This window comes from Nonomuraea sp. NPDC050790, from assembly GCF_044456745.1.
Lineage (GTDB): Bacteria > Actinomycetota > Actinomycetes > Streptosporangiales > Streptosporangiaceae > Nonomuraea.
Genome location: NZ_JBITGF010000003.1, coordinates 979,427 through 1,005,605, shown reverse-complemented (window position 1 = coordinate 1,005,605; position 26,179 = coordinate 979,427). Strand labels below are relative to the sequence as shown.

The 26,179-nt window shown below is 71.3% G+C and carries 24 protein-coding genes; 16 read left to right on the top strand and 8 right to left on the bottom strand.

The genetic code is table 11. The features are described 5' to 3' along the window. The first annotated feature begins 132 nt into the window (after nt 1–132). From ssd to ACIBEJ_RS19805, 8 genes are all read left to right on the top strand, one after another. The gene (gene ssd / locus ACIBEJ_RS19840) at nt 133–1,176 is read left to right on the top strand and encodes a septum site-determining protein Ssd (protein WP_397184190.1); all 1,044 of its coding nucleotides are present in this window, start codon (nt 133–135) and stop codon (nt 1,174–1,176) included. Continuing rightward, a complete protein-coding gene (locus ACIBEJ_RS19835) occupies nt 1,176–2,327 on the top strand; it encodes a TadA family conjugal transfer-associated ATPase (RefSeq protein ID WP_397184189.1) in 1,152 nt (383 codons plus the stop codon). Before ssd ends, ACIBEJ_RS19835 begins: the two co-directional genes overlap by 1 nt. Next, nucleotides 2,324–3,016 (top strand): type II secretion system F family protein, encoded by a 693-nt coding sequence (locus tag ACIBEJ_RS19830; RefSeq protein ID WP_397184188.1) that lies wholly within the window; start codon nt 2,324–2,326, stop codon nt 3,014–3,016. The genes ACIBEJ_RS19835 and ACIBEJ_RS19830 overlap by 4 nt, the downstream gene beginning before the upstream one ends. 2 nt (nt 3,017–3,018) lie before the next feature. Beyond that, nucleotides 3,019–3,807 (top strand): type II secretion system F family protein, encoded by a 789-nt coding sequence (locus tag ACIBEJ_RS19825; protein WP_397184187.1) that lies wholly within the window; start codon nt 3,019–3,021, stop codon nt 3,805–3,807. A 300-nt stretch (nt 3,808–4,107) separates the two neighbouring features. Next, nucleotides 4,108–4,446 (top strand): DUF4244 domain-containing protein, encoded by a 339-nt coding sequence (locus ACIBEJ_RS19820; RefSeq protein WP_397184186.1) that lies wholly within the window; start codon nt 4,108–4,110, stop codon nt 4,444–4,446. A gap of 83 nt (nt 4,447–4,529) precedes the next feature. Continuing rightward, nucleotides 4,530–4,829 (top strand): TadE family type IV pilus minor pilin, encoded by a 300-nt coding sequence (locus ACIBEJ_RS19815; RefSeq protein WP_397184185.1) that lies wholly within the window; start codon nt 4,530–4,532, stop codon nt 4,827–4,829. Then, a complete protein-coding gene (locus tag ACIBEJ_RS19810) occupies nt 4,826–5,224 on the top strand; it encodes an Rv3654c family TadE-like protein (RefSeq protein ID WP_397184184.1) in 399 nt (132 codons plus the stop codon). Before ACIBEJ_RS19815 ends, ACIBEJ_RS19810 begins: the two co-directional genes overlap by 4 nt. A 522-nt stretch (nt 5,225–5,746) precedes the next feature. After that, the gene (locus ACIBEJ_RS19805) at nt 5,747–7,618 is read left to right on the top strand and encodes a hypothetical protein (RefSeq protein ID WP_397184183.1); all 1,872 of its coding nucleotides are present in this window, start codon (nt 5,747–5,749) and stop codon (nt 7,616–7,618) included. Between the two features lie 151 nt (nt 7,619–7,769). Here the strand turns inward: ACIBEJ_RS19805 and ACIBEJ_RS19800 are convergent, their stop codons facing one another. Both ACIBEJ_RS19800 and ACIBEJ_RS19795 read right to left on the bottom strand, forming a co-directional pair. Next, nucleotides 7,770–8,408: a hypothetical protein gene (locus tag ACIBEJ_RS19800; protein WP_397184182.1), complete on the bottom strand. Its 639-nt coding sequence runs from the start codon at nt 8,406–8,408 to the stop codon at nt 7,770–7,772. A 91-nt stretch (nt 8,409–8,499) separates the two neighbouring features. After that, nucleotides 8,500–9,168, bottom strand: coding sequence for a winged helix-turn-helix transcriptional regulator (locus ACIBEJ_RS19795; protein ID WP_397184181.1), 669 nt, complete (start codon nt 9,166–9,168; stop codon nt 8,500–8,502). Nucleotides 9,169–9,219: 51 nt separating this feature from the next. Here ACIBEJ_RS19795 and ACIBEJ_RS19790 point away from each other — a divergent pair, with 51 nt between their 5' ends. Then, complete coding sequence (locus tag ACIBEJ_RS19790; protein WP_397184179.1) at nt 9,220–9,639, top strand: DUF1761 domain-containing protein; 420 nt, start codon at nt 9,220–9,222, stop codon at nt 9,637–9,639. A gap of 97 nt (nt 9,640–9,736) precedes the next feature. Here ACIBEJ_RS19790 and ACIBEJ_RS19785 read toward each other — a convergent pair whose 3' ends face one another. Then, the gene (locus ACIBEJ_RS19785) at nt 9,737–12,313 is read right to left on the bottom strand and encodes a DEAD/DEAH box helicase (RefSeq protein WP_397184178.1); all 2,577 of its coding nucleotides are present in this window, start codon (nt 12,311–12,313) and stop codon (nt 9,737–9,739) included. A gap of 409 nt (nt 12,314–12,722) precedes the next feature. Between ACIBEJ_RS19785 and ACIBEJ_RS19780 the strand changes: the two genes are divergently transcribed. The 5 genes from ACIBEJ_RS19780 (at nt 12,723) to ACIBEJ_RS19760 (ending at nt 19,542) form a co-directional block, all read left to right on the top strand. Further along, nucleotides 12,723–13,073 carry an STAS domain-containing protein gene (locus tag ACIBEJ_RS19780; protein WP_020542579.1) on the top strand — a complete coding sequence of 117 codons (351 nt, stop codon included), beginning with the start codon at nt 12,723–12,725 and terminating at the stop codon, nt 13,071–13,073. Nucleotides 13,074–13,075: 2 nt separating this feature from the next. Then, complete coding sequence (locus tag ACIBEJ_RS19775) at nt 13,076–13,504, top strand: ATP-binding protein (protein WP_397184177.1); 429 nt, start codon at nt 13,076–13,078, stop codon at nt 13,502–13,504. Nucleotides 13,505–14,344: 840 nt separating this feature from the next. After that, nucleotides 14,345–16,627, top strand: coding sequence for a sodium-translocating pyrophosphatase (locus tag ACIBEJ_RS19770; protein WP_397184176.1), 2,283 nt, complete (start codon nt 14,345–14,347; stop codon nt 16,625–16,627). Nucleotides 16,628–17,021: 394 nt separating this feature from the next. Continuing rightward, a complete protein-coding gene (locus tag ACIBEJ_RS19765) occupies nt 17,022–17,489 on the top strand; it encodes a SixA phosphatase family protein (RefSeq protein ID WP_397184174.1) in 468 nt (155 codons plus the stop codon). 22 nt (nt 17,490–17,511) lie between these two features. Beyond that, nucleotides 17,512–19,542: an FUSC family protein gene (locus ACIBEJ_RS19760; RefSeq protein ID WP_397184173.1), complete on the top strand. Its 2,031-nt coding sequence runs from the start codon at nt 17,512–17,514 to the stop codon at nt 19,540–19,542. 40 nt (nt 19,543–19,582) lie between these two features. On the opposite strand, the gene serB is transcribed toward ACIBEJ_RS19760, so the two are convergent. From serB to ACIBEJ_RS19740, 4 genes are all read right to left on the bottom strand, one after another. Then, complete coding sequence (gene serB / locus ACIBEJ_RS19755) at nt 19,583–20,803, bottom strand: phosphoserine phosphatase SerB (protein ID WP_397184172.1); 1,221 nt, start codon at nt 20,801–20,803, stop codon at nt 19,583–19,585. Nucleotides 20,804–21,078: 275 nt separating this feature from the next. Then, nucleotides 21,079–21,618, bottom strand: coding sequence for a hypothetical protein (locus tag ACIBEJ_RS19750; RefSeq protein WP_397184171.1), 540 nt, complete (start codon nt 21,616–21,618; stop codon nt 21,079–21,081). A gap of 88 nt (nt 21,619–21,706) precedes the next feature. Beyond that, nucleotides 21,707–22,732 carry an S-adenosylmethionine:tRNA ribosyltransferase-isomerase gene (locus tag ACIBEJ_RS19745; protein WP_397184170.1) on the bottom strand — a complete coding sequence of 342 codons (1,026 nt, stop codon included), beginning with the start codon at nt 22,730–22,732 and terminating at the stop codon, nt 21,707–21,709. Next, nucleotides 22,729–23,385: an SDR family NAD(P)-dependent oxidoreductase gene (locus ACIBEJ_RS19740; RefSeq protein WP_397184169.1), complete on the bottom strand. Its 657-nt coding sequence runs from the start codon at nt 23,383–23,385 to the stop codon at nt 22,729–22,731. Before ACIBEJ_RS19740 ends, ACIBEJ_RS19745 begins: the two co-directional genes overlap by 4 nt. Before the next feature lie 92 nt (nt 23,386–23,477). Between ACIBEJ_RS19740 and ACIBEJ_RS19735 the strand changes: the two genes are divergently transcribed. Both ACIBEJ_RS19735 and ACIBEJ_RS19730 read left to right on the top strand, forming a co-directional pair. Next, the gene (locus ACIBEJ_RS19735) at nt 23,478–24,593 is read left to right on the top strand and encodes a GAF domain-containing protein (protein WP_397184168.1); all 1,116 of its coding nucleotides are present in this window, start codon (nt 23,478–23,480) and stop codon (nt 24,591–24,593) included. Continuing rightward, nucleotides 24,590–25,219: a response regulator gene (locus ACIBEJ_RS19730; RefSeq protein WP_397184167.1), complete on the top strand. Its 630-nt coding sequence runs from the start codon at nt 24,590–24,592 to the stop codon at nt 25,217–25,219. The genes ACIBEJ_RS19735 and ACIBEJ_RS19730 overlap by 4 nt, the downstream gene beginning before the upstream one ends. Before the next feature lie 262 nt (nt 25,220–25,481). On the opposite strand, the gene ACIBEJ_RS19725 is transcribed toward ACIBEJ_RS19730, so the two are convergent. Next, complete coding sequence (locus ACIBEJ_RS19725) at nt 25,482–26,123, bottom strand: hypothetical protein (protein ID WP_397184166.1); 642 nt, start codon at nt 26,121–26,123, stop codon at nt 25,482–25,484. Between the last annotated feature and the right edge of the window lie 56 nt (nt 26,124–26,179).

The following is a 26,179-nucleotide window of genomic DNA, read 5'->3' as shown; positions in this document are numbered from 1 at the left end:
CCCCGCTCTCCCCCCCGGCGGGGGTCGCCCCTTTTCCCCAGCCGGCGGCCCATCCACAGAACCCCGCTCGGCCCCACCCCCCACCCCCGCCCTCCCGCATGGTTGTCCTCCCAACCCCCCGGGAGGCATCCATTGCACCGTCCCCTGGTCATCACCGAGGACCAAGACCTCCTCGACGACCTCGTCCGCGTGGCCGCCGCGGCGGGCACACAGCTCGACGTGGCGCCCAGCCCGGCCGTGGCCCGCCCCTACTGGGGCATCGCCCCCGTGGTCGTGGTCGGCGACGACCTGGCGGAGCAGGTGGCCGAGACCGCACCGCCCGCGCGCGAGCGCGTCTTCCTGGCCGCCCGCGAGCCCGCCGACCCCGCCGCCTGGCGGCGCTGCGTGGAGGTCGGCGCCCAGGCCGTCATGGACCTGCCCGGCGACGAGCGCCGCCTGGTGGAGGAGTTCGCGGAGGCCCTGGAGCCCGCATCCCGCGCGGGTGTGGTGGCCTGCGTGGCCGGCGGGCGCGGCGGCGCGGGCGCCAGCGTGCTGGCCGCGTGTCTGGCCTTGAAGGCGTCGTCCGACCGCCTCGCCACCCTCCTCGTGGACGCCGACCGGCTCGGCGGCGGCATCGACGCGCTGCTGGGCCGCGAGGAGGCCGCGGGCGCCCGCTGGAGCGACCTGCTGGCCCGCGAGGGCCGCGTCAACGCGGGCGCGCTCCGCGCCGCCCTGCCCGCCTTCGGCGACCTGGCCCTGCTGAGCTTCGGAAGGGGACGGGCCGCGCCTATTCCACCCGCGGCCATGCGCGCGGTCCTCGAAGCCGGGCGGCGCGGCTTCGACCTCGTCGTGGTCGACCTGCCACGCCACCTCGACCCCGCCGCTGTGGAAGCCCTGGCCAGGGCCGACACCACGTTCGCGGTGGCCACGGCGGACGTGCGCGGCGTCCTCGCCACCGCGCAGGTCGTGCACGACCTGCGCGAGCACACCTCCGACATCAGGGCCGTGGTCAGACCCGGCGTCCTCGACGAGCGGGCCGTGGCCGAGAGCCTGGACCTCCCGCTCGCCGGCACCCTGTCCGACCACTCGCGCCTGTCCGCCGTACTCAACCGCGGCGAACTCCCACGCCTCGGGCCGCGCACCGCCCTGGGCGGCCTGTGCGCCGCCCTCGTCCACACGCTCGCCCAGGACCGCTGATGGAGTCCCCGCCCGCCGACCTGGTCGAGGCCGTGCGCGCCCGCCTGGCGCGCACCGGGGTCGAGCCGAGCGCCGCCCAGGTCGCGCTCGCCCTGCGCGCCGAGAAGTCCGTGTACGGCGACGCCGAGATCCTGGCCGTCGCCCGCGCCCTGTGCGCCGACCTGATCGGGGCCGGGCCGCTGGAGCCTCTGCTGGCCGTTCCAGAGGTCACCGACGTCCTGGTCAACGGGCCACGTGAGGTGTGGGTGGACGACGGGCGCGGGCTGCGCCGTACCCGGGTGGCCTTCGCCGACGATGCCGCGGTGCGCAGGCTGGCCCAGCGCCTGGCCGCCGCTGCGGGGCGCCGCCTGGACGACGCCTGCCCGTACGTGGACGCCCGGCTCGCGGGCGGCGTACGCCTGCACGCGGTCCTCCCGCCCGTGGCCTCCGGCGGGACGTGCGTCTCGCTGCGCCTGCCACCGAGGCAGACGTTCACGCTGGACACGCTGGTGGCCGCGGGCACGCTGTCCACGCAGGCCGCGGCGATTCTGGGCCGCATGGTCGCCGCCCGGCTCGCCTTCCTGGTCACCGGCGGCACCGGCACCGGCAAGACCACGCTCCTGTCCGCCCTGCTGTCCCTGGCCGATCCCGGCGAACGGCTGCTGCTCGTCGAGGACTCCGCCGAACTGCGTCCCGAGCACCCGCACGTGGTCCGGCTGGAGTCCCGCCCGGCCAACCTGGAGGGCGCGGGCGGGATCGGGCTGCGCGATCTCGTCCGGCAGGCGCTGCGCATGCGGCCGGACCGCGTGGTGGTGGGCGAGGTCAGGGGCGCCGAGGTCGTCGATCTGCTGGCGGCGCTCAACACCGGGCACGAGGGCGGCTGCGGCACCCTCCACGCGAACGCGGCGGGCGACGTGCCGGCGCGGCTGGAGGCGCTGGGGTGCGCGGCGGGGCTGAGCAGGGAGGCGGTCCACAGCCAGCTCGCCGCCGCGCTCGACGTGGTCGTCCACCTGGCCAGAAGCCGGGCCGACGGACGGCGGCGGGTGGCGGAGATCTGCCTGCTGGAGCGCACCCCTTCTGGGCTGGTGGAGGCCCGGACGGCCATGACGTTTCCCGCGGCGGGTGGCGGGCTGGCTGGACCGGCTTTCGGGCGGCTGGAGGAGGTTCTGTGAGCGCCGTGGTGGTGGCCGCGCTGGCGGTGGGCGGGTTCGTGTGGGTGTGGGGCGGGGCTCGCCTCGCGCCCGCGGCCCGGTTGGCCAGGGTGCTGGGCCGTGATCGTGGGCCTGGGCTTCGGCTCCGGATTTCTCGGCCGGGGCGGGTGGCTGATGACTGGAGCCGGGCCTCGATCGAGCTTTGTCACGCGTTGTCGGCCGAGTTGGTGGCCGGGCGTACGCCGGGGGAGGCGCTGGCACGGGCCATCGCGGCCGTCGACGTGCCCGGCGACCTGCGCGAGGTGACGGCGGCGGCGCGGGACGGCGGCGACGTGGCCGCTGCTCTCGTGGCCGCGGCTCCCCCGGAGGGCGGTGAGGGGCTGCGGCGGCTGGCGGCGTGCTGGAGCGTCGGGGTGGGTGTGGGGGCGGGGATGGCTGCCCTGGTGGAGCGGGTGGCCATGGCGTTGCGGGCGGCTCGAGCGCACCGGCAGGACGTCGCCGCCCAACTGGCCGGGCCGCGGGCCACGGCCAGGTTGCTGGCCGGGTTGCCTGTGCTGGGTGTGGGGATGGCGGCGGGGATGGGGATGCGTCCCCTCGACTTCTTGTTCGGTGGGCTGCCTGGGTTCGCCTGTCTGGTGGCGGGCATCTCGCTGGACGCGTGCGGCCTGTGGTGGACCGGCCGCATGGCCAGGACGGCGCTGGACTCCTGACCATGTACGTGCTCGCAGCTTTGCTCGCCGCTGCGGCGGCCTGGTGCTGGCTACCTGCCGACACCCCTGCCCGCCGCCTCCTCCGCCTGCGACCTCCTGATGACCGGTTCCTGCGGTCCTCCGGTGAGGGGTTGGGGCGTGACCCTGGGGAAGGTGCGCCCCGGTGGTTCGAACGTCCGGATCGCCGGCCGCCGGACCGGCGCACGCTCGTCTACGCGGCCTGCGCCGGGTTGTTGACCGGGCTGGCGGTCGGGGGGCTGGTGGGGGTGGCCGCCGGAGTGCTCGTCTCCATGGGGGCCGGTTGGGTCCTGCATCGGCAGGAGCCGCAGGTGGTCCGCCTGGAACGCCGGAAGGTCGAGGCCGATCTGCCCTTCGCCGCGGACCTGATGGTCGCCTGCCTGATGGCGGGCCAACCGGTCAGCACAGCCGTGGACACTGCGGCCGAGGCCGTACCCGGTCCGCTGGCGACCCGCCTGTCGTGGGTGAGGACCCAGTTGCGGCTGGGGGCCGAGGCAGAGCCCACCTGGGCCTACCTGGCCCGCGACCCCGCCACCGCACCGCTGGCCCGAGCCATGACCAGGGCCGCGCTGAGCGGGGCGCCGGTGGCCGACGTCCTCACCCGCCTCGCCGACGACGCCAGGGAAGAGTCGCGCGCCGCGTCGCTGGCCGCTGCGCGCAGGGTGGCGGTGAAGGCGGTGGCACCGCTGGGTCTGTGCTTCCTGCCCGCGTTCGTACTGCTGGGCGTAGTCCCGATCATCGCCGGCCTGGCCTCCACCATCGTCCTGCCCTGACCCTCGCCCGCTTGTCCACACCTGTGCACGCACTCGCAACACGCGCGAAGGGCGCGTCCACAGCCGCGCACGCACGCAGGGGCACGCACACGCACCCGGGGCGGCTCGTCCACAGCCGTGCACGCACCCGGGGGCTCGTCCACAGCCGCACGCGTACCCCGGGGCGGCTTGTCCACAGCCGTGCACGCAGCCGGGGGCTCGTCCACAGAATCCCGTTCGGCCGATCGCCACCCACCCCCACTCCGCGACTCTTGGACTCCCGCGCCGGTCAACCCCAGCGCCCAACACCAGGAGGCCCAGATGAGCGTCACCACCCTTGAACGAGACATCGCCGCCAAGCCCCCCGCCCCCACCGAACCCCCCGGCCCTACCGAACCTCCCGCCCCCTCCGAACCCCCTGGCCACGACGCCCCCGCCACCCCAGAACCCGAGGTCGAACCCGAGACCAGCACCCCACCCGGCACCCGATCCCGCCGCCCGATGCCCAGGCGTGACGCCGGCATGTCCACGGCCGAGTACGCAGTGGGCACCCTCGCCGCGGTGGCCTTCGCACTTCTGCTCATCAAGGTCATCAACAGCCCCGAGATCCTGGACGCCCTGACCGCCCTGGTGGACCGGGCACTCAACTCGGCCGGGTGACGAGGCGTACCTGGTGGCGTCCAACGCAAGCGCGGGCCGCCACCCCCACATCGAGAGGCTCCGTAACCGCCGAGACCGCAGCCATGCTCCCCGCCCTGATCGTCGTACTGGCCGCCGCCCTCTGGGCCATCCAGGCAGTAGGCGCCCAGTTGGAATGCGTGGACGCCGCCAGAGCCGCGGCAAGAGCCGCAGCCCGAGGCGAACCCCTGGACAAGGTCCAAGAAGCCGCCCGATCAGCCACCCGCCCCGAAGCCGGAATCCACATCACCCGCTCCGGCCGGCAGACCAAGGTCGAGATCACCATGCAGGTACGCCCCGCCTGGGCCACCCGCCTCCCAGCCGTCACCGTGACCGCCTCCGCGACCTCAGGAACCGAACAATGACCGAAACCCTCAAGCACAGCCGGCCAGTCGACCAGGGCTCCGCCACGATCTGGGGCGCCGCCCTGATGGCCCTGCTCATGTCGGCGGCCATGACCTTGGCCATGGTGGGCTCGGTCCGCGTGGCCAGGCACCGCGCGTACGCCGCAGCCGACCTGAGCGCCCTGGAAGCAGCCCGTTTGGCCCTGGCCGCCCCAGACCAGGCGTGCGCCCAAGCCGAAAAGGTGGCCCTGGCCAACGCCGTACGCCTGACCCGCTGCACCATCACCGAGGAAACAGCCGACATCTGGACCGCCGTAGAGATCACCCTGCCCGGAGTAGGCAAACGCACCGTAACCGGCCGAGCCCGAGCCGGCCCCTCCTGGATCACCTCAGAACCCACCCCCACCCCAACCTGACCGCTGTCCCCACCCCAACCTGACCGCTGTCCCCGCCCCAACCTGGCCCATCCACCCCTCGGTTCCCGCCCCCAACCTGACCCATCCACCCCTCGGTTCCCGCCCCCAACCTGACCCACCCACGCTCTGACCCACCCACGCTCTGTCCTGCCCTGTCCCGCCCCAACCTCGATCTGCCCATCCCCTGATCCCGCCCTACCTGACCCGCCATCCCCTGATCCCGCCTCAATCTCGACCCCGTCCCCTAGTCCCGGGCATGCTCTCCCCTTCTGCGCCCGCTTCTCGGCTCGGGTGATGGGTGGGGTTGTGGGGGGTGGTGGGAGGTAGGTCGCAATCGAATCACGACTTCTTGGACGCGGTGTCCAAGAGCGGATTATCTGGCGTAAGGTCGCGCTTACCCTCGGTTCATGCCTTCTGTGGATTAGGCCTGGGAACGGCGGATCTCAGTCGCTATGGTCGCCGGGGAACTGGCACTTCCGGCCGCCCGACGGGCGGCACGAGGCTCTCCTGAAGGGATGCGTCGTGACGGTGGTTGGCAGACTGATGACCGCCACGCTGGTCGTGGCCGGGTCCATCGCGCTCAGCGGTGGTACGGCGCTGGCGCAGGGGCAGGCGGTCGCTCAGGGGCAGGCCGGTGTGCGGGGGCTGGTGGTCGCTCAGGGGCAGGCCGGCGTGCGGGGGCTGGTGGTCGCTCAGGGGCAGGCCGGCGTGCTGGGGCTGGTGGGTGCTCATGGGCAGGGAGTGCTGGGCGCCGCCCACGGGCAGGATGGGCAGATCACCTCGCCTTCCGACGGCCAGGTGATCAGTGGTGGTTCGGTGCCGGTTTCCGCGCGTACCCGCTTGGCGCAGTTGAGCATGGCGCTCTACGTCGAAGGGCCGTCCACGCCCCGGCAGAAGGTGGCCAGCGGGGGCGCGAACCAGACGTTGTCGGGGACGTTCGACGCCGGGGACGCGCCGAACGGGACCTTCACCGTGACGCTGCGGGGTGAGATCAGCGGCGGCACGTACGAGACGAGCACGTTCAAGCTCCGGCGACCGGCGGCGGCGCCCAGCGGCGTGGACGCGACGCTGCGGGGGGCGGACAAGGTTGTCGTGACGTGGAGCAAGGGCAGTGAGCCTGATCTTCAGTCCTATGAGGTGGCGACCACGCAGTCCGGGATCGTCGGGCGGATGTCGGCCGACGAGGCGTGTGGCGGGGGCTCCTGCAAGGCGACGCTGGCCGTGCCGCCCAAGGCCGCGGGGCAGCGGGTGGGGTTCACGGTGAAGGCGTACCGGGGGGATGGTGACGGGGGTTCGATCGCCTCTGGCAACTCGGGGGCCGCGTACGTGAACGTGCCGGCGCCGCCCGCCGCCAAGCCGACCACGAAGAAGGCGACCACCGCGCCCACCACCAAGCCGCAGACCAACAGGAACGGCGTCGACGAACTCCCCACCATCCCGAACAACCAGAAGAAGGCCACGAACCCCACCGGGAAGGTCACCGCCCCCAAGAACGACACCAAGCTCCCGGCGATGCCGGACACCGACAAGAACGGCAACCTGCCCCTGCCCACCGCCGACGAACAGCCCAAGGACGACGGCCTCGCTCCCACCGCCGAGGAGAGCCAGGCACCCGCCGACAGCCAGGTGACGGCGCAGTCGTCGGAGTCGCCGCTGGGCACCGTGGGGCAGTACGGGCTTTATGTCGCGGCTGGCCTGGTGTTGCTGGTGGTGGCGGTGCACTTCGGCGCGTGGGCGCGGCGGCGGTCGCTGGCCGGCGCGGGTGGTCCGAGTGAGGGGCTGGGAGCCGGGGTTGGTGGTGGCGGGTTCGACGGGCCGCCGTCCGGCGACGGCATCCCGCCCGCCACGACCGCGCCTCGCCGCCCGGCGGTGGTGCTGGCGGTGGCCAAGACCCGCCCGAAGCGCGACCAGCCGGACGACCCGCATGCCACCGCATCCGGGAGCGGTTCGTCCCGAGTACCCGGGATGTCGCAGGCGACTGACTTACCTGAGTTGTCCGGGACTTCGCAGGAGGCTGGCTTACCTGAGTTGTCCGGGACTTCGCGGGAGGCTGGCTTGTCGCAGCTCTCCGGGACTGGGCGGGGTGCGGTGGGTGAGGGGGTACGCGGGGGTGTGGAGCCGCCTGCTGCCTTGCCGTTGTATCTGAGCGCTGACGACATCCGTACCGCGCAGAACCAGGCCGATGCCGCTCGCCACGAGCCGGTACGCATCGCCTTGCCGAGTTCAGCCGTGACCGTGATGCCCGAGTCGTCGGTGCCCGCGCCTGCCGTACGGCTTGAGGATCGTTGGGATGACTACCTCCCGCCGACTCCGCGGGCGATGGAGGACAGCGGGTTCTGGGAGCGTCCCCAGCCGGGTGACTTCTGGACTCCCGACGAGCGTGTCGAGAGCTGACCTTCTGCCGCGGCCACCCCGTTTCCTCGTGTGAAAGGACCTGCTTCCGGGCTCCGCTGTTCTGTGACAACGGAGGTTGAGCGGTCAGGGAGTCTGGGTGTGGAGCTTGGCCGTGTGCGGTTTCTCCTGGTGAAAAGCGGGCGTTCGAGGTCTAGCTGAGGTCGTCGTAGACGTCTCGGGTGATGGCGATGAGGGTCTTGGCCATCTTCTGCTCGCTGAGTCCGGCGCCGTTGTTGGTGGCGGTGGGCTGGTAGTGCCAGTAGTAGATCAACAGGGAGGCGTTGCCCCAACTGGACACGAGTACTCCCGTGGTCATGGTGAGGTTGTTCTCCGACTCGGTGCCTGCCCTGTAGTAGAGCTCCGCCTTGTCGCCGACCCCCGCGACCGGGCGTTGGCTGGAGCCCGTTCCGGAAGTGCCTTGGGCCGCGGACTTCTGGTTCTCGGCGTAGGTGTCCTGGTTGATCTTCAGGCCGATCTCGGCGACGGCGTGGAACCCGGCCTCGCCCGAGAAGGTCTTGGGCTCATAGCGGGGCCACCTCTCAAGGATGGCCTCGCCGTCGCCGTTCTGGGTCTGGCTGTTGTCCTGGAGCTTGAGCGAGCATGCGGCCCCGGGGACGTACTTGGCGATGGTCTCCCGTTCGAGGAGCTCACACCCCTCAGCGACGGTGGTGAACTTCGTGGTCGGCTTCGGGGCGGCCTGGGGGCTGCTGGGCGGAGCCTCCTTGGTGACGGCCGAACAGGCGCTTCCGAAGAGCATGAGCACCGCTGCCACCAGTAACACCTGTTTCATAACAAACAGACGTTAGTGTCCGTCAAGGCTGCCCGCCAACCGGCCCTGGAACGCGGTAGTAGGCGGCAGCGCCCTGACCAGGCAGGACACCCTATTGATCAGCACGTGCGGTCTGGCGTCGGGGAGGGAATGCCTTCTCCAGGATCTGCCTGTCGCCTCGCAGGTCTCCTGCGGCGAGGGCCTGGTCGATCGTGAGCGCACCGGCCGCGAGCCCGATGACGGTCTCCGGGGCGGCGGTCAAGACCGTGTCCGGCTGCTGATCGGGCCGGACGGTCGCGGTGGGGCCGTGTTCGTCGATGCGCAGGACCATGAGGAGTCCGTCCGTCTCGATGCCGAGCTCCACCGCGGGGGTCGCGGTGATTCCCCGGAGCAGGCCGGGCAGGGCGAGCGTCAGCCAGCGCGGCTGGAACGCGTCGCCGTCGCGCCCGGTCATCACCAGCGGCGCACCCCATCTGCCGAGCGCCTCCATCGGCTCGCGCAGCTCCGCGCCCCAGGGCGTGAGGGCGTAGACGACGCCGGTGTCCTCCAGACGGCGTTCGAGGATGCCGTTCGACTCCAGAGCCCGCAGCCGGTCGGCCAGGAGGTTGGTCGCGATCCCGGCGAGTGAGGTTTTGAGCTCGGTGTAGCGCATCGGGCCGGGGAGGAGTTCGCGCACGATCAGCAGGGTCCAGCGCTCGCCCACGACGTCCAGGGCGCGGGCGAGGGCGCAGAACTGGCCGTAGGAGCGAGGCGTTTTCGAGGCTTGCTTGATTCTTTCCATCGTGGTTGATTATATCAACCGAGCGAGCTGGGGTCGAGCAGAGGGATCCGCATGGAGATGAGCGTCAACTGGGTGGCCGTTGCCGGCGCGATCGTGGTCGGAATGGCGATCGCCTGGGTGTGGTACAGCGACTGGGGGCTCTTCGGCACCGTCTGGCGGAGGCTGACCGGGGTGTCCGTGGAGGACTCGGCGCGGGTCGGCAAGCGGCCGTTCGCCGTGCTGGTGGCGTCGATCATCGTCACGGCGCTGGTGCTCGCTGTGGCGTGCTCCGTCGTGTCGGGGTTCGTCGGCGGCGACCCGCTCTGGCTCGATCTGGCCGTGGGATTCGCGACCTGGCTCGGGTTCTCGCTGACCACTCTTGCGCAGCACAACGCCTTCGAGCAGAAGCCGGTACGGCTCACCGTGATCAACAGCGCTTATCAGGTGACGTTGTTCCTCGGCATGGCCCTTGCTGTCGGATTGCTGCAGTAGGGCTGCTGATCGCGAAGAAGATGGTCGGGAGCCACTGGTCCGTACCAGGTCCCGCGGATTTGGGGGAGGGGCGGCCTGCCGTACCGGAGGGTGGGGGTTAGGGGTCCAGGAGGGTGTCGAGCAGGCGGAGGGCGCCGGGTTTGCTTAGGGGTTCGTTGCCGTTTCCGCATTTGGGGGACTGGATGCAGGATGGGCAGCCGCGTTCGCACTCGCAGGAGCGGATGGCTTCGCGGGTGGCGGTGAGCCAGTCGGTGGCGCGGGAGTAACCGCGTTCGGCGAAACCGGCGCCGCCCTCGTGGCCGTCGTAGACGAAGACGGTCAGCAGGCCGGTGTCGAAGTGGAGCTCGGTGGACACGCCGCCGATGTCCCAGCGGTCGCAGGTGGCGAACAGCGGGAGCAGTCCGATCGAGGCGTGCTCGGCGGCATGGGCGGCGCCGCCCAGGTCGAAGCCCTCCTCTGCCAGGGCGGCGATCGTGTCGGCGGGGAGGGTCCACCAGACGGCGCGGGTGCGGAGGGTGCGCGGCGGGAGTTCGAGGGGCTCGTCGCCGAGCATCTCGCCGGAGTGGAGACGGCGCTTGAGGTACGAGACGACCTGCCTGGTCACCTCGACCTCGCCGAACGTGAGTGTGCCCGGGCCGATGGGGGTGGTGCGCAGGGACTTGAGTACCCGGATTTCGGTTATGTCGCGGGCGAACGTCGAATAGTCGGGCTCGGCCGCGCCTACCAGGGCGACACCGGCTTCCAGGTCAAGCTCCTCTACCAGGAACGTTTCGCCCTGGTGGAGGTAGACGGCGCCGGTGTGGACGGTGGTGTGGGCCGAGGGCTCGTCCACGGTGCCCAGCAAGCGGCCGGTTGTGGACTCGACCACCTGGACGGGGGCTCCTCCTGCGCCTCGGATGTCGGCCAGGTCGGTGGCGCGTTCGCGTCTGGTCCAGAACCAGCCGGAGGACCTTCGGCGGAGCAGCCCCTGGTCTACGAGGTCGTCCAGCACCGTCGCGGTGGTGTCGCCGAATGTCGGCAGGTCCTCTTCCGCGAGGGGGATCTCGGCGGCGGCGGCGCAGAGGTGGGGGCCCAGGACATACGGATTGTCCGGGTCCAGGACGATCGCCTCCACCGGGCGGCCGAACAGGGCCTCGGGGTGGTGGACGAGGTAGGTGTCCAGGGGGTCGTCCCTGGCGATCAGTACGGCCAGCGCGTCCTGGCCGTCGCGGCCCGCCCTGCCTGCCTGCTGCCACAGGGACGCCCTGGTGCCCGGCCAGCCGGCGATCAGCACGGCGTCCAGGCCGGAGACGTCCACGCCCAGTTCGAGGGCGTTTGTGGTGGCCAGGCCCATGAGGGTGCCTGTGCGCAGGGCCTTCTCCAGGAGGCGGCGGTCCTCCGAGAGGTAGCCGGCGCGGTAGGCGGCCACCTTGTCCGGGAGGCCGGCCAGATCTGTCCACAGGTCCTCGTGGGCGGAGGGGGCGGCTTCGGCCGGGATGGCTCGGTGGTCGTGGGCCGGGGGGCTGGGGGTTGTGCGGGTTGCGCCGGGCTCCGCTGCCGGGGGGCTCGCCGCACCGGCGCCGGTTCGCGGGGTGTCGCGGGCGTCCGGCGCGACGGTGCCGGGCCGGACGGCCGGGAGGTTGGGAGGGGGCGCGGGGGTGGTGTCGGTGTTCGGCGCAGCGGTGTCGGGTGGGGCGGTGGGGAAGGGGACGCTGGACAGGTCGGAAGGGGAGACGGGGAAGGGGACGCTGGACAGGTCGGGTGGGGAGACGGGGAAGGGGACGCTGGACAGGTCGGGTGGGGAGACGGGGAAGGGGATGGCCGACAGGTCGCCGGATGGGGGGGTGGCCGACAGGTCGTCGGGTGGGGTGGTGGGGATGGTCGGCTGGTCGCCTGGTGGGGTGGGGTGGGGGACGGGGGTGCCGGGGAGGGGGCCTAGGTGGGCGCCGTGGGGGAGGGTGGCGGCCACGTCGGCCAGTTTCGCGCGGGCCGACAGCGCCACCGTCTCGGCCCCCCTGCGGCTGCGGACGAAGGCGAGCGTGCGGACGTCGGCCAGCACCAGGTCGGCCAGCAGGTCGGCGGTCTCCGCCGTGGCCGTGCGGCGGATCGGGGCGCCGCCCTCGCCGCGCAGATCGGTCAGCGGCGGTTCCCACAGCGCGAACGTCGTCGACCCCTTGGGCGAGGCGTCCACGGTCACCTCGTCCATCTCTAGCCCCGTCAGCCGCCTCCCGAACACCGCCGGCTCACTCGCCGTCGCCGAGGCGAGCATGAAGACGGGCGCGGAGCCGTACCGGCGGCACACGCGGCGCAACCGCCGCAGGATCTGGGCCACGTGGGAGCCGAAGACGCCGCGGTAGCCGTGGCACTCGTCGACGACGATCATGCGCACGCGGCGGAAGAACGCCGACCACTGGGCGTGGCGGGGAAGGATGCTGCGGTGGAGCATGTCGGGGTTTGTCAGTACGTAGTTGGCGTGCTGGCGGACCCACGTACGTTCCTCGAAGGGGGTGTCGCCGTCGAAGGTGGCCGGCCGTACCGCGGAGATGCGTAGTTCGCGCACGGAGCGGAGCTGGTCGGCGGCGAGCGCCTTCGTGGGCGTGAGGTAGAGGACGGTGCCGCCGTCGAGGCAGGCGGCGAGCGCGGGCGTGAGGTACGCGAGCGACTTCCCGGACGCCGTTCCTGTGGAAATGATCACGTTTCGGCCACGGTACGCCAGGTCGGCCGCCTCGTACTGATGAGGCCACAAACCCGTTACGCCCTGGTTCGCCAAGCGCGTAACCAGGAGTTCCGGCGCCCAATTGGGCCATCCCACTTGACCCGCCTGACGTGCTGGAACATGCTCCACATGGGTGACGCGCTCATGACGTGCGGGAACGCCGAGCAGGTGCTGGAGGAGTGGACCTGGCCGGTGTGGGGAGGAAGCGGAGGAAGTCACTGTTTCCAGTCTGGCATCCGTGGGCAAAGTCGCCGGGAATCGTGATTTCGTATAGACACAAGCCAGACGCGTGGTTGAATGCCGCGCGTCAGGGTCCGACAGTCGGGAGCCCCGCTCCAGACTGCCAGGCCCGCAAGGGTACTTTCGCAGGCGAGGCGCTGGAGGATCTGTGGATCTGAAGCTGGATCACCACAACGAGGACCGACTCACCATCGTGGAGGTCGAGGGTGAGATCGATGTCTACACCGCGCCCAGATTGCGTGAGCTGTTGATCGACCTGGTCAACAAGGGGAACTTCCACCTTCTCGTGAACATGGAGAAGGTCGACTTCCTGGACTCGACCGGCCTTGGCGTCCTGGTCGGCGGGCTCAAGCGGGTTCGCGCGCACGACGGCTCCCTTGAGCTGGTGTGCACGCAGGAGCGCATTCTGAAGATCTTCCGGATCACCGGACTGACCAAGGTCTTCGGGATCTACGCTTCGGTCGACGAGGCCAAGGAAGCTCACGGCAAAGACAAGTAGCCATGGCTACCGTCGAGCTGACGTTCAGCGCCCTCCCCGCCCACGTGCGGACCGCCAGGCTGGTCGCCACGGCCATCGCCCGGCGTACCGGCGTGCAGGAGTCGCTGCTTGACGAGGTCAGGCTGGCCGTCGGTGAGGCTTGTTCCCGGGCCGTGGAGGCGCACCGCGCCCACTGCCCGGGTGAGCCGATCCGCATCGAGCTGCGCGACGACTCCGGCCGCTTCGAGGTCACGGTCAGCGACCAGGCCCCGAGCGACGAGATCCAGCAGGAGCAGCCGGTGGATCTGGGCATGCTCTCGGACTCGTTCATGTCGGGGTTCGGCATCGCGGTGATCGCGGGGCTGGCCGACGACGTCGAGGTGTTCCCCAGCCCCAAGGGGATGCGCATCCGGATGAGCTGGCCGGCCTCCCTCAACGGCCGCGCCTCCTGACTCCCCCGTTAGGGACACGCCTGTCGTGGGTGGCAGGCTGTCCCAAACAGTGACGCGTGTGACCGCGCGCCCCCACCCCGCTTACGGACACACCCGCGCCCCGGCTTCAGAGCTGAAGGGGCTGCGAGTTCTGGGCTTGAGGGCCGGTGCGGCTGAAGCGCCGCAGGGCCGTGGCGGCTTGAGGGTTGCCAGGGCCACGTGGGCTGCGCGGCCGCGCGGGTCCGACGGCAGCGTAGGCCGCAGGGCCGTGCGGGGCTTGAAGGGCCGTGCGGGGCTTGAAGGGCCGTGCGGGGCTTGAAGGGCCGTGTGTCGTGCGGGCTGAAGGGTGACGTGCGGGCTCGGTGGGCGTGCGGGCGCGCAACGGTTCGTGCGGGCTGGGGAGTGGGCGCTGGGCGGGTCTCTGTGTGGGTTTTTCCGGCATTACGGCAAAGCCACACCCCCCGCCACCCACCGACCGTGGCCGGGGGCTCCAGGGTGACGCCTCTGAACCCGCACGTGCCTGGCCGCCGCAACGGCGCCCGTAAACCAGACGCGAGGCCCAACCCATTTCGGATGGCACTTTTCAAGAACTTGTCATGACCGTAAACCCGCGGACATAAGTTCGGCCAGTCCCCAAATCGGGTCCCAGTCTGGGGCTTACTGGACGTGCGCATAATTGCCCGCCCCAAGAGCCTTCATATCCGCGGAACCGCTGCGTAGACTCCCCGCACCGGCCAAGGTGATCCGGCGACACTGCGGACTCAACCGGAAGCGGCACCCATTACCCGGATGGTGCCGCACCAACCGAGAACCTTGCAGCACCGCCCGGGCAGGACGTACCGGTCTTGCCGAGGAGAACGGATGTTTAGGCACTACCTGGCTGCCGAGCCAGCGTCGAACCTGACCCTGAGCGGAAGCAATCTGACCATCGTGGTCGTGGTCGCCGCCGTGGCACTCATCGCACTGGCCGTCGCCGGCGGCCTCGTACGCGAGGTGCTGGCGGCCGACCAAGGCACGGAGCGCATGCAGAACATCGCGCGTGCCGTACAGGAAGGAGCGGCCGCCTATCTGAAGCGGCAGTTCAAGACTCTTGCCATCTTTGTCGTCATCATCCCGATCGTGCTGTGGTTCCTGCCCGGCGCCACGGATGTGAAGATCGGCCGTTCGATCTTCTTCATCGTCGGTGCGGGCTTTTCCGCATTGACGGGATTCATGGGCATGTGGCTGGCCGTACGCGGAAATGTCCGTGTGGCTGCCGCGGCCCGCGCGAGCGGCGAGAAGCGCGCGATGCGCATCGCCTTCAGGACCGGCGGCGTGGCGGGCATGTTCACGGTGGGCCTCGGCCTGCTGGGCGCCGCCGTCGTCGTGCTGCTCTACCAGGGTGACGCGCCCGGCGTGCTCGAGGGCTTCGGCTTCGGCGCGGCGCTGCTGGCGATGTTCATGCGCGTCGGCGGCGGCATCTTCACCAAGGCCGCGGACGTCGGCGCCGACCTGGTCGGCAAGGTCGAACAGGGCATCCCCGAGGACGACCCGCGCAACCCCGCCACGATCGCCGACAACGTCGGCGACAACGTGGGCGACTGCGCGGGCATGGCGGCCGACCTGTTCGAGTCGTACGCGGTCATGCTGGTCGCCAGCCTGATCCTGGGCAAGGTGGCCTTCGGTGAGCAGGGACTGATCTTCCCGCTCATCGTGCCGATGATCGGTGTCGTCACCGCCATCATCGGCATCTTCGTCACCGGCCTGCGCGACAAGGACCGCAATGGCATGGCGGCCATCAACCGCAGCTTCTTCATCTCCGCCGCGATCTCCGCGGTGCTCGTGGCCGCGGCCGCCTTCTGGTACCTGCCGAGCAGCTTCAGCGGCCTGGCCGGTTCCGCGGTGCAGTCCGACGCCGACCCGCGGATCATCGCGATCGGCGCCGTGCTCGTCGGTCTCGTGCTGGCCAGCGCGATCCAGTTGCTGACCGGCTACTTCACCGAGACCAACCGGCGGCCCGTCCAGGAGATCGCCGAGAGCTCGCGGACCGGCGCGGCGACCGTCATCCTGTCCGGCATCAGCGTCGGCCTGGAGTCCGCGGTCTACTCCGCGCTGATCATCGGCGGCGCCGTCTACGGCGCGTTCCTGCTGGGCTTCGGCAACGTCACCGTGGCGCTGTTCGCGGTCGCGCTGGCCGGAACCGGTCTGCTGACCACCGTGGGCGTCATCGTGTCGATGGACACCTTCGGCCCGGTCTCCGACAACGCGCAGGGCATCGCCGAGATGTCGGGCGACGTCGAGGGTGAGGGCGCCCGCGTCCTGACCAGCCTCGACGCGGTCGGCAACACCACCAAGGCGATCACCAAGGGCATCGCGATCGCCACGGCGGTGCTCGCGGCGACCGCGCTGTTCGGCGCGTTCAAGACCGCGGTCCAGGGCGAACTACCCAACCCGGCCACCTTCGGTCTCGACATCGACCAGCCGAACGTGCTCGTCGGCCTGATCATCGGCGCCGCGGTCGTCTTCCTGTTCTCCGGCCTGGCGATCATGGCCGTCGGACGGGCGGCGATGCGGGTGGTCTTCGAGGTCCGCGACCAGTTCCGCAGCAACCCGGGCATCATGGACGGCACCGTCAAGCCGGAGTACGGCCGCGTCGTGGACATCTGCACCCGCGACTCGCTCCGTGAGCTGGCCACGCCGGGTCTGCTCGCCGTCATGACGCCGATCGCGGTCGGCTTCGCGCTCGGGTACGCGCCGCTGGGCGCGTTCCTGGCCGGAGCCATCGCGTGTGGCACGCTGATGGCGGTCTTCCTGGCCAACTCGGGCGGCGCCTGGGACAACGCCAAGAAGCTCGTCGAGGACGGTCACCACGGCGGCAAGGGCTCCGAGGCCCACGAGGCGACGGTCATCGGCGACACGGTCGGCGACCCGTTCAAGGACACCGCCGGTCCGGCCATCAACCCGCTCATCAAGGTCATGAACCTGGTGGCGCTGCTGGTGGCCCCCGCCGTGGTCCTGTACGCGGACAACGCGGCGGTGCGCATCGGGGTGACGGCGTTCGCAGTGGCGGTGGTCATCGTGGCCATCGTCATCAGCAAGCGCCGCTCGGTCGCCGTCGACTCCTCCTCCGACAACGACCGCAACCCGGCGCCCGTGGGGTCGTAGCGGTCCTTGTTTGAAGCAGTCCCAGAGGCGCCCGCCGTTCTCGGCGGGCGCCTCTTCGCGCGCTGCTACCCGTCAACCCCACACCTTTCCGTTACGGCAAGCCACCGCCCCCACCTCCCGCCGCGGCGGGCGGGCGCCGATCGTCGGGCGCCGCGCAGGTCGCACGTGGTCCCCGCCGCCACGACGCCCCCTTGACCGGCCACCACGGCAAGCACAACCCCGAGGCCCCGGCGTTGGGTGGATTTCGGGGCGGGTGGGTGGGGTGGGAAACTGGGCGGGTGGAAGAGAAGCGGCCCAACGGTGGCAGGACGCTGGCCCTGATCCTGCTGGCCATGGTGGTGATCCTGGGCGTACTGGTCGGGCTGGCCGTCTGGGCGTCGAGAGGGTGAGCGGCGTGCGTACGCTCATCGTGCTCAGGCACGCCAAGGCCGCCCAGGTGCCGGGGCTGGCGGATCGGGATCGGCCGCTCACCGAACGGGGTGAGCGGGACGCGGGCCGCGCCGGTGAGGAGATCAGGGCACTCGGGTACCAGCCCGACCTGGTGCTGTGCTCACCGTCCCTGCGCACGCGGCGTACCGCTGAGCTGGCTTTTCCCGATCTGAGCGTCAGCTACGAGCGCGACATCTACGAGGCGTATGCCGAGGAGTTGCTGGCGCTGGTGCGGCTGCAGGATCCCGAGGCCGAGACGATGGTGCTGTGCGGGCACAATCCCGGGGTGCATGAGCTGGCGCTCGGGCTGGCGGGTGGGGACTACGGGTTCCGGCCCGGGTCGTTCGCGGTGATCCAGACGGCTTCGGCCTGGGTAGATCTCTGGCCGGGGGAGGGAAGCCTGGTGACGCGCTGGGACCCCAAGCAGGGCTAGGAGCCGGACCGGGGGCGGATCCATGCGGGGGGCCGTTCGTTCGCTGAGACGCGGATTCGAGCTGCCCGCCCGTCCGCCCTGGGGCTACGGGCTGCTGTGCGGCGTGGCGATCGCGCTTCCGCTGGTGATCGGGGCCGCGGCGGGAGCGCCGCATGCGGGCGGGCTGGCGGCGCTGGGGGCGTATTTCACCGCTTTCGGGGATTCCTACGGCAAGCCGTATGGGCAGCGTGCCAGGGACCTCGCGAGCAAGGTGGGGCTGATCGCGGCGGGCTTCTGGCTGGGAACGCTGATCGCGCCGCAGCCGTGGTGGGCCGTCGGCGTGATCGGGCTGGTGGCGGCGGCCGGCGGGCAGTGGCGGACGGTCGGGATGCCGCCGGTGCTGGCCGTGGTCACGGGGTTCTATCTGGTGCCGCGGTCGGGGTTCGACGGCGCGTTGTGGGTCGCGCTCGGCGGAGTCGAGTTCTGCGTGCTCGCGCTGGCCCTGTGGCCGGTGCGGCGGCTGGATCCACTCAAGGACGCCTTCGACGAGGCGGTCGAGGCGCTGGCGGGCATGCTGGACGGCCTCGGCAGCCCCGACGAGGACTGGAGCGAACTGCGGGAGCGCGGCTCCCAGGCACTGGACGACGCCGCCACCGCCTCGGCCGCCTACCGCGGCGGGGCGGATCTCGACCGGTCGCCGGACGCGTACGTGCAGACGCTGGTGCGGATCTTCCACGAGACCGTGGCGCTGCGGGCCTTCCGTGCCGAGGCCGGCGCCGAACGGCAGGAGATCGACAAGGTCGTCGCGGCCCTGACGGCCGCGCTGCGGCAGGTGGCGGCGGGCAGCGTCGTGGGCGTGCCGGTCGCGCTGTCGGCCACGGCCGGCTACGCCGAGCACCTCTCGCGGCTGCGGGCGCGCGAGCTGTCCGACCCGGAGTCGCTGCGGACCGTCGCCCTCCTGGGTCAGGTACGGCGCTGCCTCGACCGCATCGCCGTGGCGGTGCGGACGATCGGGGTGTTCACCAGCGAGGGCATCCAGGCTCCCGCCCGGCTGCCGAGGTTCACGTGGCAGCTCACGTTCGGCGACGAACCCGAGCACGCCGGACGCCTCGGCATCGCGGTGGCCGTGTCGATGGCGCTGATGGTGGGCATGCACGAGCACTACGGCAAGTGGTTCGTGTTCACCGTGATGATGGGCCTGCGCTCCACCTACGGCGACACCGTGGACCGGGTGGTGCTCCGGGTCGCCGGGACCGTGGCCGGGGCGGGTGCGGCGGCGCTGGTGCTGGCGGCGGTGCCGAGCGCGTACACGATCGTGGCGACGGTGCTGGTGTTCGGGACGCTCGGGTTCGCGCTGCGGGAGGTCAGCTACGGGTACTGGACGGTGTTCGCGACACCGCTGGCGCTGCTGCTGACGGACTTCACGACCCGGCTGGACTGGGAGGCCGCCGGGACCCGCCTCGTGCTGACCGCGGGCGGCGGCGTGCTGGCGCTGGTCGCGGCCCGGCTGCTGTGGCCCCGGGGGGAGTCGAGCGGGATCAAGGACCTGACCGTGGACCTGCTGACCGAGCACGCCGCGGTGATCCGCGCGCTGGCCGAGCGCGACCTGGACGCCCTGCCCGAGCGGACCGAGGCCGCCGGTCAGGCCGCCGACCGGCTCGGGGCGTCCTTGGACCGGCTGGAGAAGGAGCCCGGGGGTCGGGCGCCCGCGGAGCTGCGTGAGGCGCTGGCCCTGTCCAGGAGGGTGCGGGACGACGCGTTGTTGCTGGCGGCGGTGCTGCGGGGTTCGGAGGTGGGCTCGGACGCCACCACGGCCGTGCTCGACTCGGTGGCCGACCGGCTGGTGGCGGGGGCGCGGGCCGTACGGGACAACACGCGGCCTCCGGAGGAGGACGCCTACGGCGACGGGCTGGACGAGGTCGCCAGCCACGTGGACGAGCTGCTGGAGTCGGCCGCGGAGGGCGAGCCCGCGTCACTGCGGCGGGCGCTGCGCCACGCGGTCGCCGCCCAACCGGCCCTGCGCACCCTCAACACCGACGCGCTCAACCTCGCCCACACCCTCACCCGCCGCTGACCCCCGCTCCACCCCGCGCGTTCCGGTCACCCGGCCTGCCTCAGCCTGGGGTCAGGACGTTGTCCTCGGCGTCGGCGGCCTCGACCTCGTCGCGGGAGATGCCGAGGAGGTAGAGGATCGCGTCCAGGTACGGGGAGTTGACGGCCGTGTCGGCGGCCTGGCGGACCACAGGCTTGGCGTTGAAGGCGATACCCAGCCCGGCGGTGGCGATCATGTCGAGGTCGTTGGCGCCGTCGCCGATCGCGACCGTCTGGCTGATCGGGATCCCGGCCTCCCGGGCGAAGCGCTCCAGCGCGCGCGCCTTGCCGGGACGGTCGACGATCTCGCCGACCACGCGGCCGGTGAGGCGGCCGTCGACGACCTCCAGGACGTTCGCCGCGGAGTAGTCGATGCCGAGGTCCGACACCAGCGAGTCGGTGATCTGGGTGAAGCCGCCGCTGACGATGGCGAAGCGGTAGTCGAGGCGCTTCAGGGTGCGCACCAGCGTCCTGGCGCCCGCGGTCAGGACGACCTCCCGGCGCACCTGCTCGAACACCGACGCCGGCAGCCCCTCCAGCAACGCCACCCGGCGGCGCAGCGACTCGGCGAAGTCCAGCTCGCCGCGCATCGCCTCCTCGGTGACCCGGGCGACCTCGTCGAGGCAGCCGGCGTGGGCGGCCAGCAGCTCGATGACCTCGCCCTGGATGAGCGTGGAGTCGACGTCCATGACGATGAGCCGCTTGGCCCGCCTGGACAGACCCGTGCGCTGGACGGCCACGTCGACCTGCTGGGCGGCGGCCTCCGCGGCCAGCTCGACGCGCAGCGCGTCGGGGTCGGCGCCGGACACGGACAGTTCGATGCAGGTGACCGGCCACTGGGCCAGGCGTTCGATGCGGTCGATGTTGGCGCCCGCGGCGGCGATCCTGCCCGCGATGCCGGCGATGGCGGCCGGGGGGAGCGAGGGGCCGAGCACGCTGACCGACAGGCGGCCGCGGCGGCGCTGCTCCTTGGTGAGGGAACCGGTGGAGAGCTCGACCTCCAGCCCGAGGTCCTCGGCGACGCGCTCGACGGCGGTCCACATGGCGCCGAGCGTGCTGCCGGTGCCGGTGGAGGGGCCGCCGACGTAGGCGACCAGGACGCCGAGGGTGAGCCGGCCGCGGATGACGACCTGTTCGATGTCGGAGACGGTGACCGGGAACCCGGCCAGGACGGAGAACAGGCGACTGGTGACACCTGGCCGGTCGGGGCCGGTGAGCGTGATCAGGAGGGTGCGCTGGTCCACTCGGACCACGCTACTGCGCCCACCAGACCGGATGCTCACCCGGCCCATCATTCGGACGCCCACTGGTCGGCCGCGCCCTTTCCGGCCTGTTTCCGTTACGGCAAGCCGCCGCCCCCACCTCCCGCCGCAGCGGGCGGGCGCCGATCGTCGGGCGCCGCGCAGGTCGCACGCGGTCCCCGCCGCCACGACGCCCCCTTGACCAGCCACCGCGGCAGGCAACCGCCGGAATGCGAGCGTAAAGGCGAACCCCGGAGCCGGGGTTCGCCCGACACCCACTAGCGGACGATCTTGGTCTTGACCTTCTTGCCGTAGAACCAGGACTTGAAGCCGCCGATCCGGTCGATCTCCTCCTTGTCCATGTTCTCCATGCCGATCGGGATGTCGTACACCAGCGCCCCGAGCTGCGCCGTAGCCGTCCCGCGGGTGCCCTTCTTCAGGGTGACCTGGATGTCGAGCCAGTCGGTGTCGCCCTTCTTCAGCTCGTACGGTCCCCAGCACCAGAACCCGGTCGGGTCCCACTCGCACTGGGTGCCCTTGGGGCCCTTGTAGCGCAGGCCGTTGACGATGCCCTTGGGCAGCTTGCCGCCGACCCAGTAGTAGTCGGCCTGGTGCGGGCCGGTGTTCAGCACGTCGATCTTGTAGTTGATCTTGCCACCGCGCTTCACCGTCTTGGGAGCCTTCACGCTCACCTTCATGACGGAGTAGGGCTCGTCCGCGACCTTCGCGGCGGTGGTGGCGGCCGCGGGCACGGCCGGAAGGATCATGGCCCCCGCGACGAGCGCGAAGGTGGCGACCTTCGTGATGGAGTTGCGCATGCAGCTGTCTCCGTGAGGAAAAGTGGACGAGGTGACCCCCGTAAACGTCGGCTTTTCCTATCACGCAGGCAAAATCCATGTAAAGCAATTACTTCTGAATCAAGTGCACATCACCAAACTCATGCCACAAATACCTCTCCCGTAGCGCCTCCGCGTACGCCCCCGCGAGCGTTTCCGGCCCGGTGAACGCGGTCAGCATCAGCAGGTGGCTCGATCTCGGCTCGTGCAGCCCGGTGAGCAGTCCGGTGACGGCCCTGGGTGGCGTCTCGGGCGTGACCAGGTGCGTGGTCCACCCGCCCGACGCCCTGACCAGGCCGTCCTCGCCGGTCGCCGTCTCCAGCGCCCGCACCACGGTCGTCCCGACGGCCACCACCCGCCCGCCGTTCCGCCGCGTGAGGTTGACCAGGCGGGCCGTGTGCTCGGGCACGTCGTAGCGCTCGGCGTAGGGCGGCTCGTCCTTCTCGGGCGAGGCCACGCCCGTGTGCAGCGTGATCGGCGCGACCCCCACGCCGCGCGAGACGAGCGCCGTCACCAGCTCCGCCGTGAACGGCCGGCCCGCGCTCGGCATCTCCGCGCTGCCCGGCACCGTCCCGAACACGGTCTGGTAGGCGGCCAGCGGCCAGTCCCGGTCCACGTAGGAGTAGCGGATGGGCACGCCCTTCCTGGCCAGGTACTTCACCACGTCCTGGTCGAGCCGCGCTCGCCACAGCCGCGGGGTCTCGCGTTCGATCAGCCTGAGCGTCGCGCCGCCGGGCAGCGGCAGCCATTCGCCCGGCTCGCCGCCGCCGTAGGGCTCGGACGCCTGCGGAGTACGGCGCCGCAGCTCCACCAGCCACGTCCCGTCCTCACGGGCGGTGGAGAAGTGCACGGAGAGCCGGTCGAGCCGGACGGCGGCGGGCAGCGTGGCCGAGTTGTTGACCACCACGAGGTCGCCCGGGTCGAGCTGGTCCGGCAGGTCGGTGAACCGGTGATGGGTGTGGGCGCCGTCCCTGCTCACCAGCAGGCGTACCCCGTCGCGGGACAGGCCGCGGGACTCGGGCGGGGCGTGGGCCTCCAGGGCGCCGGGCAGGCGGAAGTCGAGGCCCGGGGGACGGCCGTCGAGGGCGGCGGTCACTGCAGACTCACCCGCCCGCTGGCCGGGCGGCGCTTGACCAGGTCGTGCAGGGCGAGCGCGACCTGCGCCGGGTCGGCGGCGCCCGCGGCCTCCTCTGCGCCCACGGCGTCGGCGAGCATCCGGGTGTTCATCTCGCCGGGGTCGGCCCACCAGACGGCGACGTCGGGTTCCTCGGCGGCCAGGACGTTCGACAACTGTTCCAGGGCCGCCTTGGTGGCACCGTAGCCGCCCCAGCCCTCGTACGCGCCGGTGGCGGCGTCGGAGGTGACGTTCACGATCGCGCCCTTCGCCGCTCTGAGGGCGGGCATGGTCGCCTGGATGAGGGAGAGCGGCGCGACCACGTTGGTCTCCAGCAGCACGCGGAACGCCTCCAGCGGATAGCCCGCGATCTTCGGCAGCGGCGTGACGCCGAGCCCGCTGGCGTTGTTGACCAGCAGGTCCAGCGACGGGACCGCCTTGGCGAGCCGTTCGCGGTGCTCGGCCTCGGCCACGTCGCCGGGTATCGCGGTGGCGCCGAGCTCGTCGGCGACCTTGTCGAGGTCCTCCTGGCCGCGCGCGGTGAGGACGAGGTTCCATCCCGCACCTGCCAGGGACCTTGCGAGGGCGAGGCCGAGGCCGCGGGAGGCGCCGGTGATGAGTGCGGTGTTCGTCATGGTTCGACGCTAGAAAGGGGCGGCCCGCCGTACATCGGGCTGAAGTCCCGCCCGGGACTGGGCACTTCGACCTAGGACCATAGAGTGGTCGGGTGACCCCCGATCGCGACGAGATTCTGCAGGCCGTCAGCTCGGCCGTGCTGGCGGTCACCCGTCACCTGTCGGTGCGCGAGGTGCTGCAGGTCATCGTGCGCTCGGCGCAGCGCCTGCTCGACGCCCGCTACGCCGCGCTCGGCGTGCCCGACGAGGACGGCTCGTTCGGCGAGTTCGTCGCCGAGGGGCTGACCGACAAGCAGTGGGACGCGATCGGCCCGCTGCCCCGCCAGCATGGCATGCTCGGCGCGATGCTCCGCGAGGGGACCCCCGCCCGGCTGCCCGACCTGCGCGCGGACCCCAGGTTCGAGTACTGGCCGAAGGCGCACCCGGTCATGAAGGACTTCCTGGGCGTCCCGATCCGCGACGGCGACGAGGTGATCGGCATCATCTTCCTCGCCAACAAGCGCACACCCGGCGGATTCACCCAGGACGACGAGGACCTGCTCACGCTGTTCGCCGCGCACGCCGCGATCGCGCTCACCAACGCCAGGCTGTACGAGCAGGGCCGCGAGCTGGCCCTCGTCGAGGAGCGCAACCGGATGGCCCGCGAGCTGCACGACGCGGTGACCCAGAAGCTGTTCTCGCTGCGGCTGACCGCCCAGGCCGCGGCCACGGTGCTGCGCAGCGACCCCGACCGCGCCGCCGCCGAGCTCGACCGCGTCCAGAAGCTGGCGGGCGAGGCCCTGGCCGAGCTCCGGGCGGTCATCGTCGAGATGCGCCCGGCCGAGCTCGACCGCCACGGCCTGACCGAGACGCTGCGCAAGCACGTGCGCCTGCTCGACCGGCTGCAGCCCGCGTACATCACCTTCGACTGCGCGGAGCTGCCGCCGCTGGACCCCGCGGTCGAGGTGGTGGTGCTGCGCGTGGCCCAGGAGTCGCTGCACAACGCCCTGCGGCACTCCGGCGCCACTCAGGTCTGGGTACGGCTGGCCTACGAAGGTGGCAAGCTGACCCTCTCGGTGGCCGACAACGGCCACGGCTTCGACCAGGCCGACTCCCGCGGGCTCGGACTGGCTTCCATGAAGGACCGGGCGGAGTCGGTCGGCGGCACGCTGACCGTCGTCTCCTCCCGCGACGAGGGGACCACGGTCCTGGTGGAGGTGGGGATTTGATCAAGGTGCTGATCGCCGACGACCATCCGGTGGTACGGCAGGGCCTGCGTACCTTCCTCGACCTCCAGGACGACATCACGGTCGTGGGCGAGGCCGCCGACGGCCAGGAGGCGGTCGAACTGGTCGGCGCGCTTCAGCCGGACGTGCTGCTGCTCGACCTGAAGATGCCGGTGCTCGGCGGCCTGGGCGCGCTGGAACGGCTGACCGGCTCGGCGACCAGGGTGGTGGTGCTGACCTCGGTCAGCGACCGTTCGGACGTGGGCCCGGCCATGCGGGCGGGGGCGGCGGGCTTCCTGTACAAGGACGTGGACCCGTCGGCGCTGGCCCAGGCGGTGCGGGCGGTGCACGGCGGCCAGGTGCTGCTGGCCCCGGAGGCGGCCGAGGCCATGCTCGGCGCGGCGGCGGCCGTCCCGGAGGCGCACGTGCCCGGGCCCGTCCAGCTCACCGAACGCGAACGCGAGGTGCTGGCGCTGATCGCCGCCGGTCGTTCCAACCGGGAGATCGCGCGGTCGCTGGCCGTGGCGGAGAAGACGGTCAAGACCCACGTGTCGAACGTGCTCATGAAACTCGGCGTCCAGGACCGCACCCAGGCCGCCCTGTACGCCGTCCGCCACGGCTTGGCCTGAAAGCCGACCGGCCTGGCCGGAAGTCAAGTGGCCTGGCTAAAGCCCGCACAGCCTGGCCTGCAAGACAAACCACGGGAAAGCCTGGCAACCCGGGAGACGCGCCGGGAAACGGAGGGCGGTGCCCGGTGACCGGGCGTCGTTGCGGCGCCCGGCCCTGTGCGGGGCTGGAGCGTCTCCCTGGAGGCCGCCGGCCACGGTCGGCGGGTGGCGGCCTGCCAGGCTTGCCGTAAAAGATGTGAAGGTTTGTGCCCTTCCCCCGAAGCTACGTGTCCTTCTTTTTGTTGGACTCCTCCTGCACCGCGGGCGGGTTGTAGTCCTTGACGACCGGGGGAGGCGTCCAGCCGCGGGTGGGGCGCTTCGGCGGCCAGACGATCTTGGTCTTGGTGGTCTTGAGCCACTTCCAGCCCTTGATGCCGATGCGCTCAAGCTCTTCCTCGTCGATGTTCTCCGCCCCCAGCGGCACATCGAAGGCGACCACGCCGAGCTTGGCCACGGCCGTGCCCTTGGTGTTCTTCTTGAGCGTCACCTGGAAGTTGAGCCACTCGGTGTCGCCCACTTCGAGGGCGTAGCGGCCCCAGCACCAGAAATACTGGCCCTCCCAGTTGCACTTCGTGCCCTTGGCGCCGCCCCAGCGCAGCGTCGGCACGACGCCCTTGGGCACCTGGCCGCCGACCCAGAAGTAGTCGGCGTAGTGGGGGCCGAGGTTCTTGGCGCGGATCTTGTAGAGGATCTTCCCGCCGCGCTTGGTCCGCTTGCTGTATTCGACGCTCACCTTGAACTTCGAGTACGGCGCGCGGGCGGTTTGCAGAACGGTGTCGGTATTCGTGGTCGCCTGGGCGGGCATGGCGGTCAAACCGGTGACGGCCAGGCTCGCGCCTAAGAGCATGCTGAGAGACGTGCGCATATGCGGCTCCCCCTACGGTGCTGGAAATCCCAGATTCTTCAGCTGATTGTTGCCGA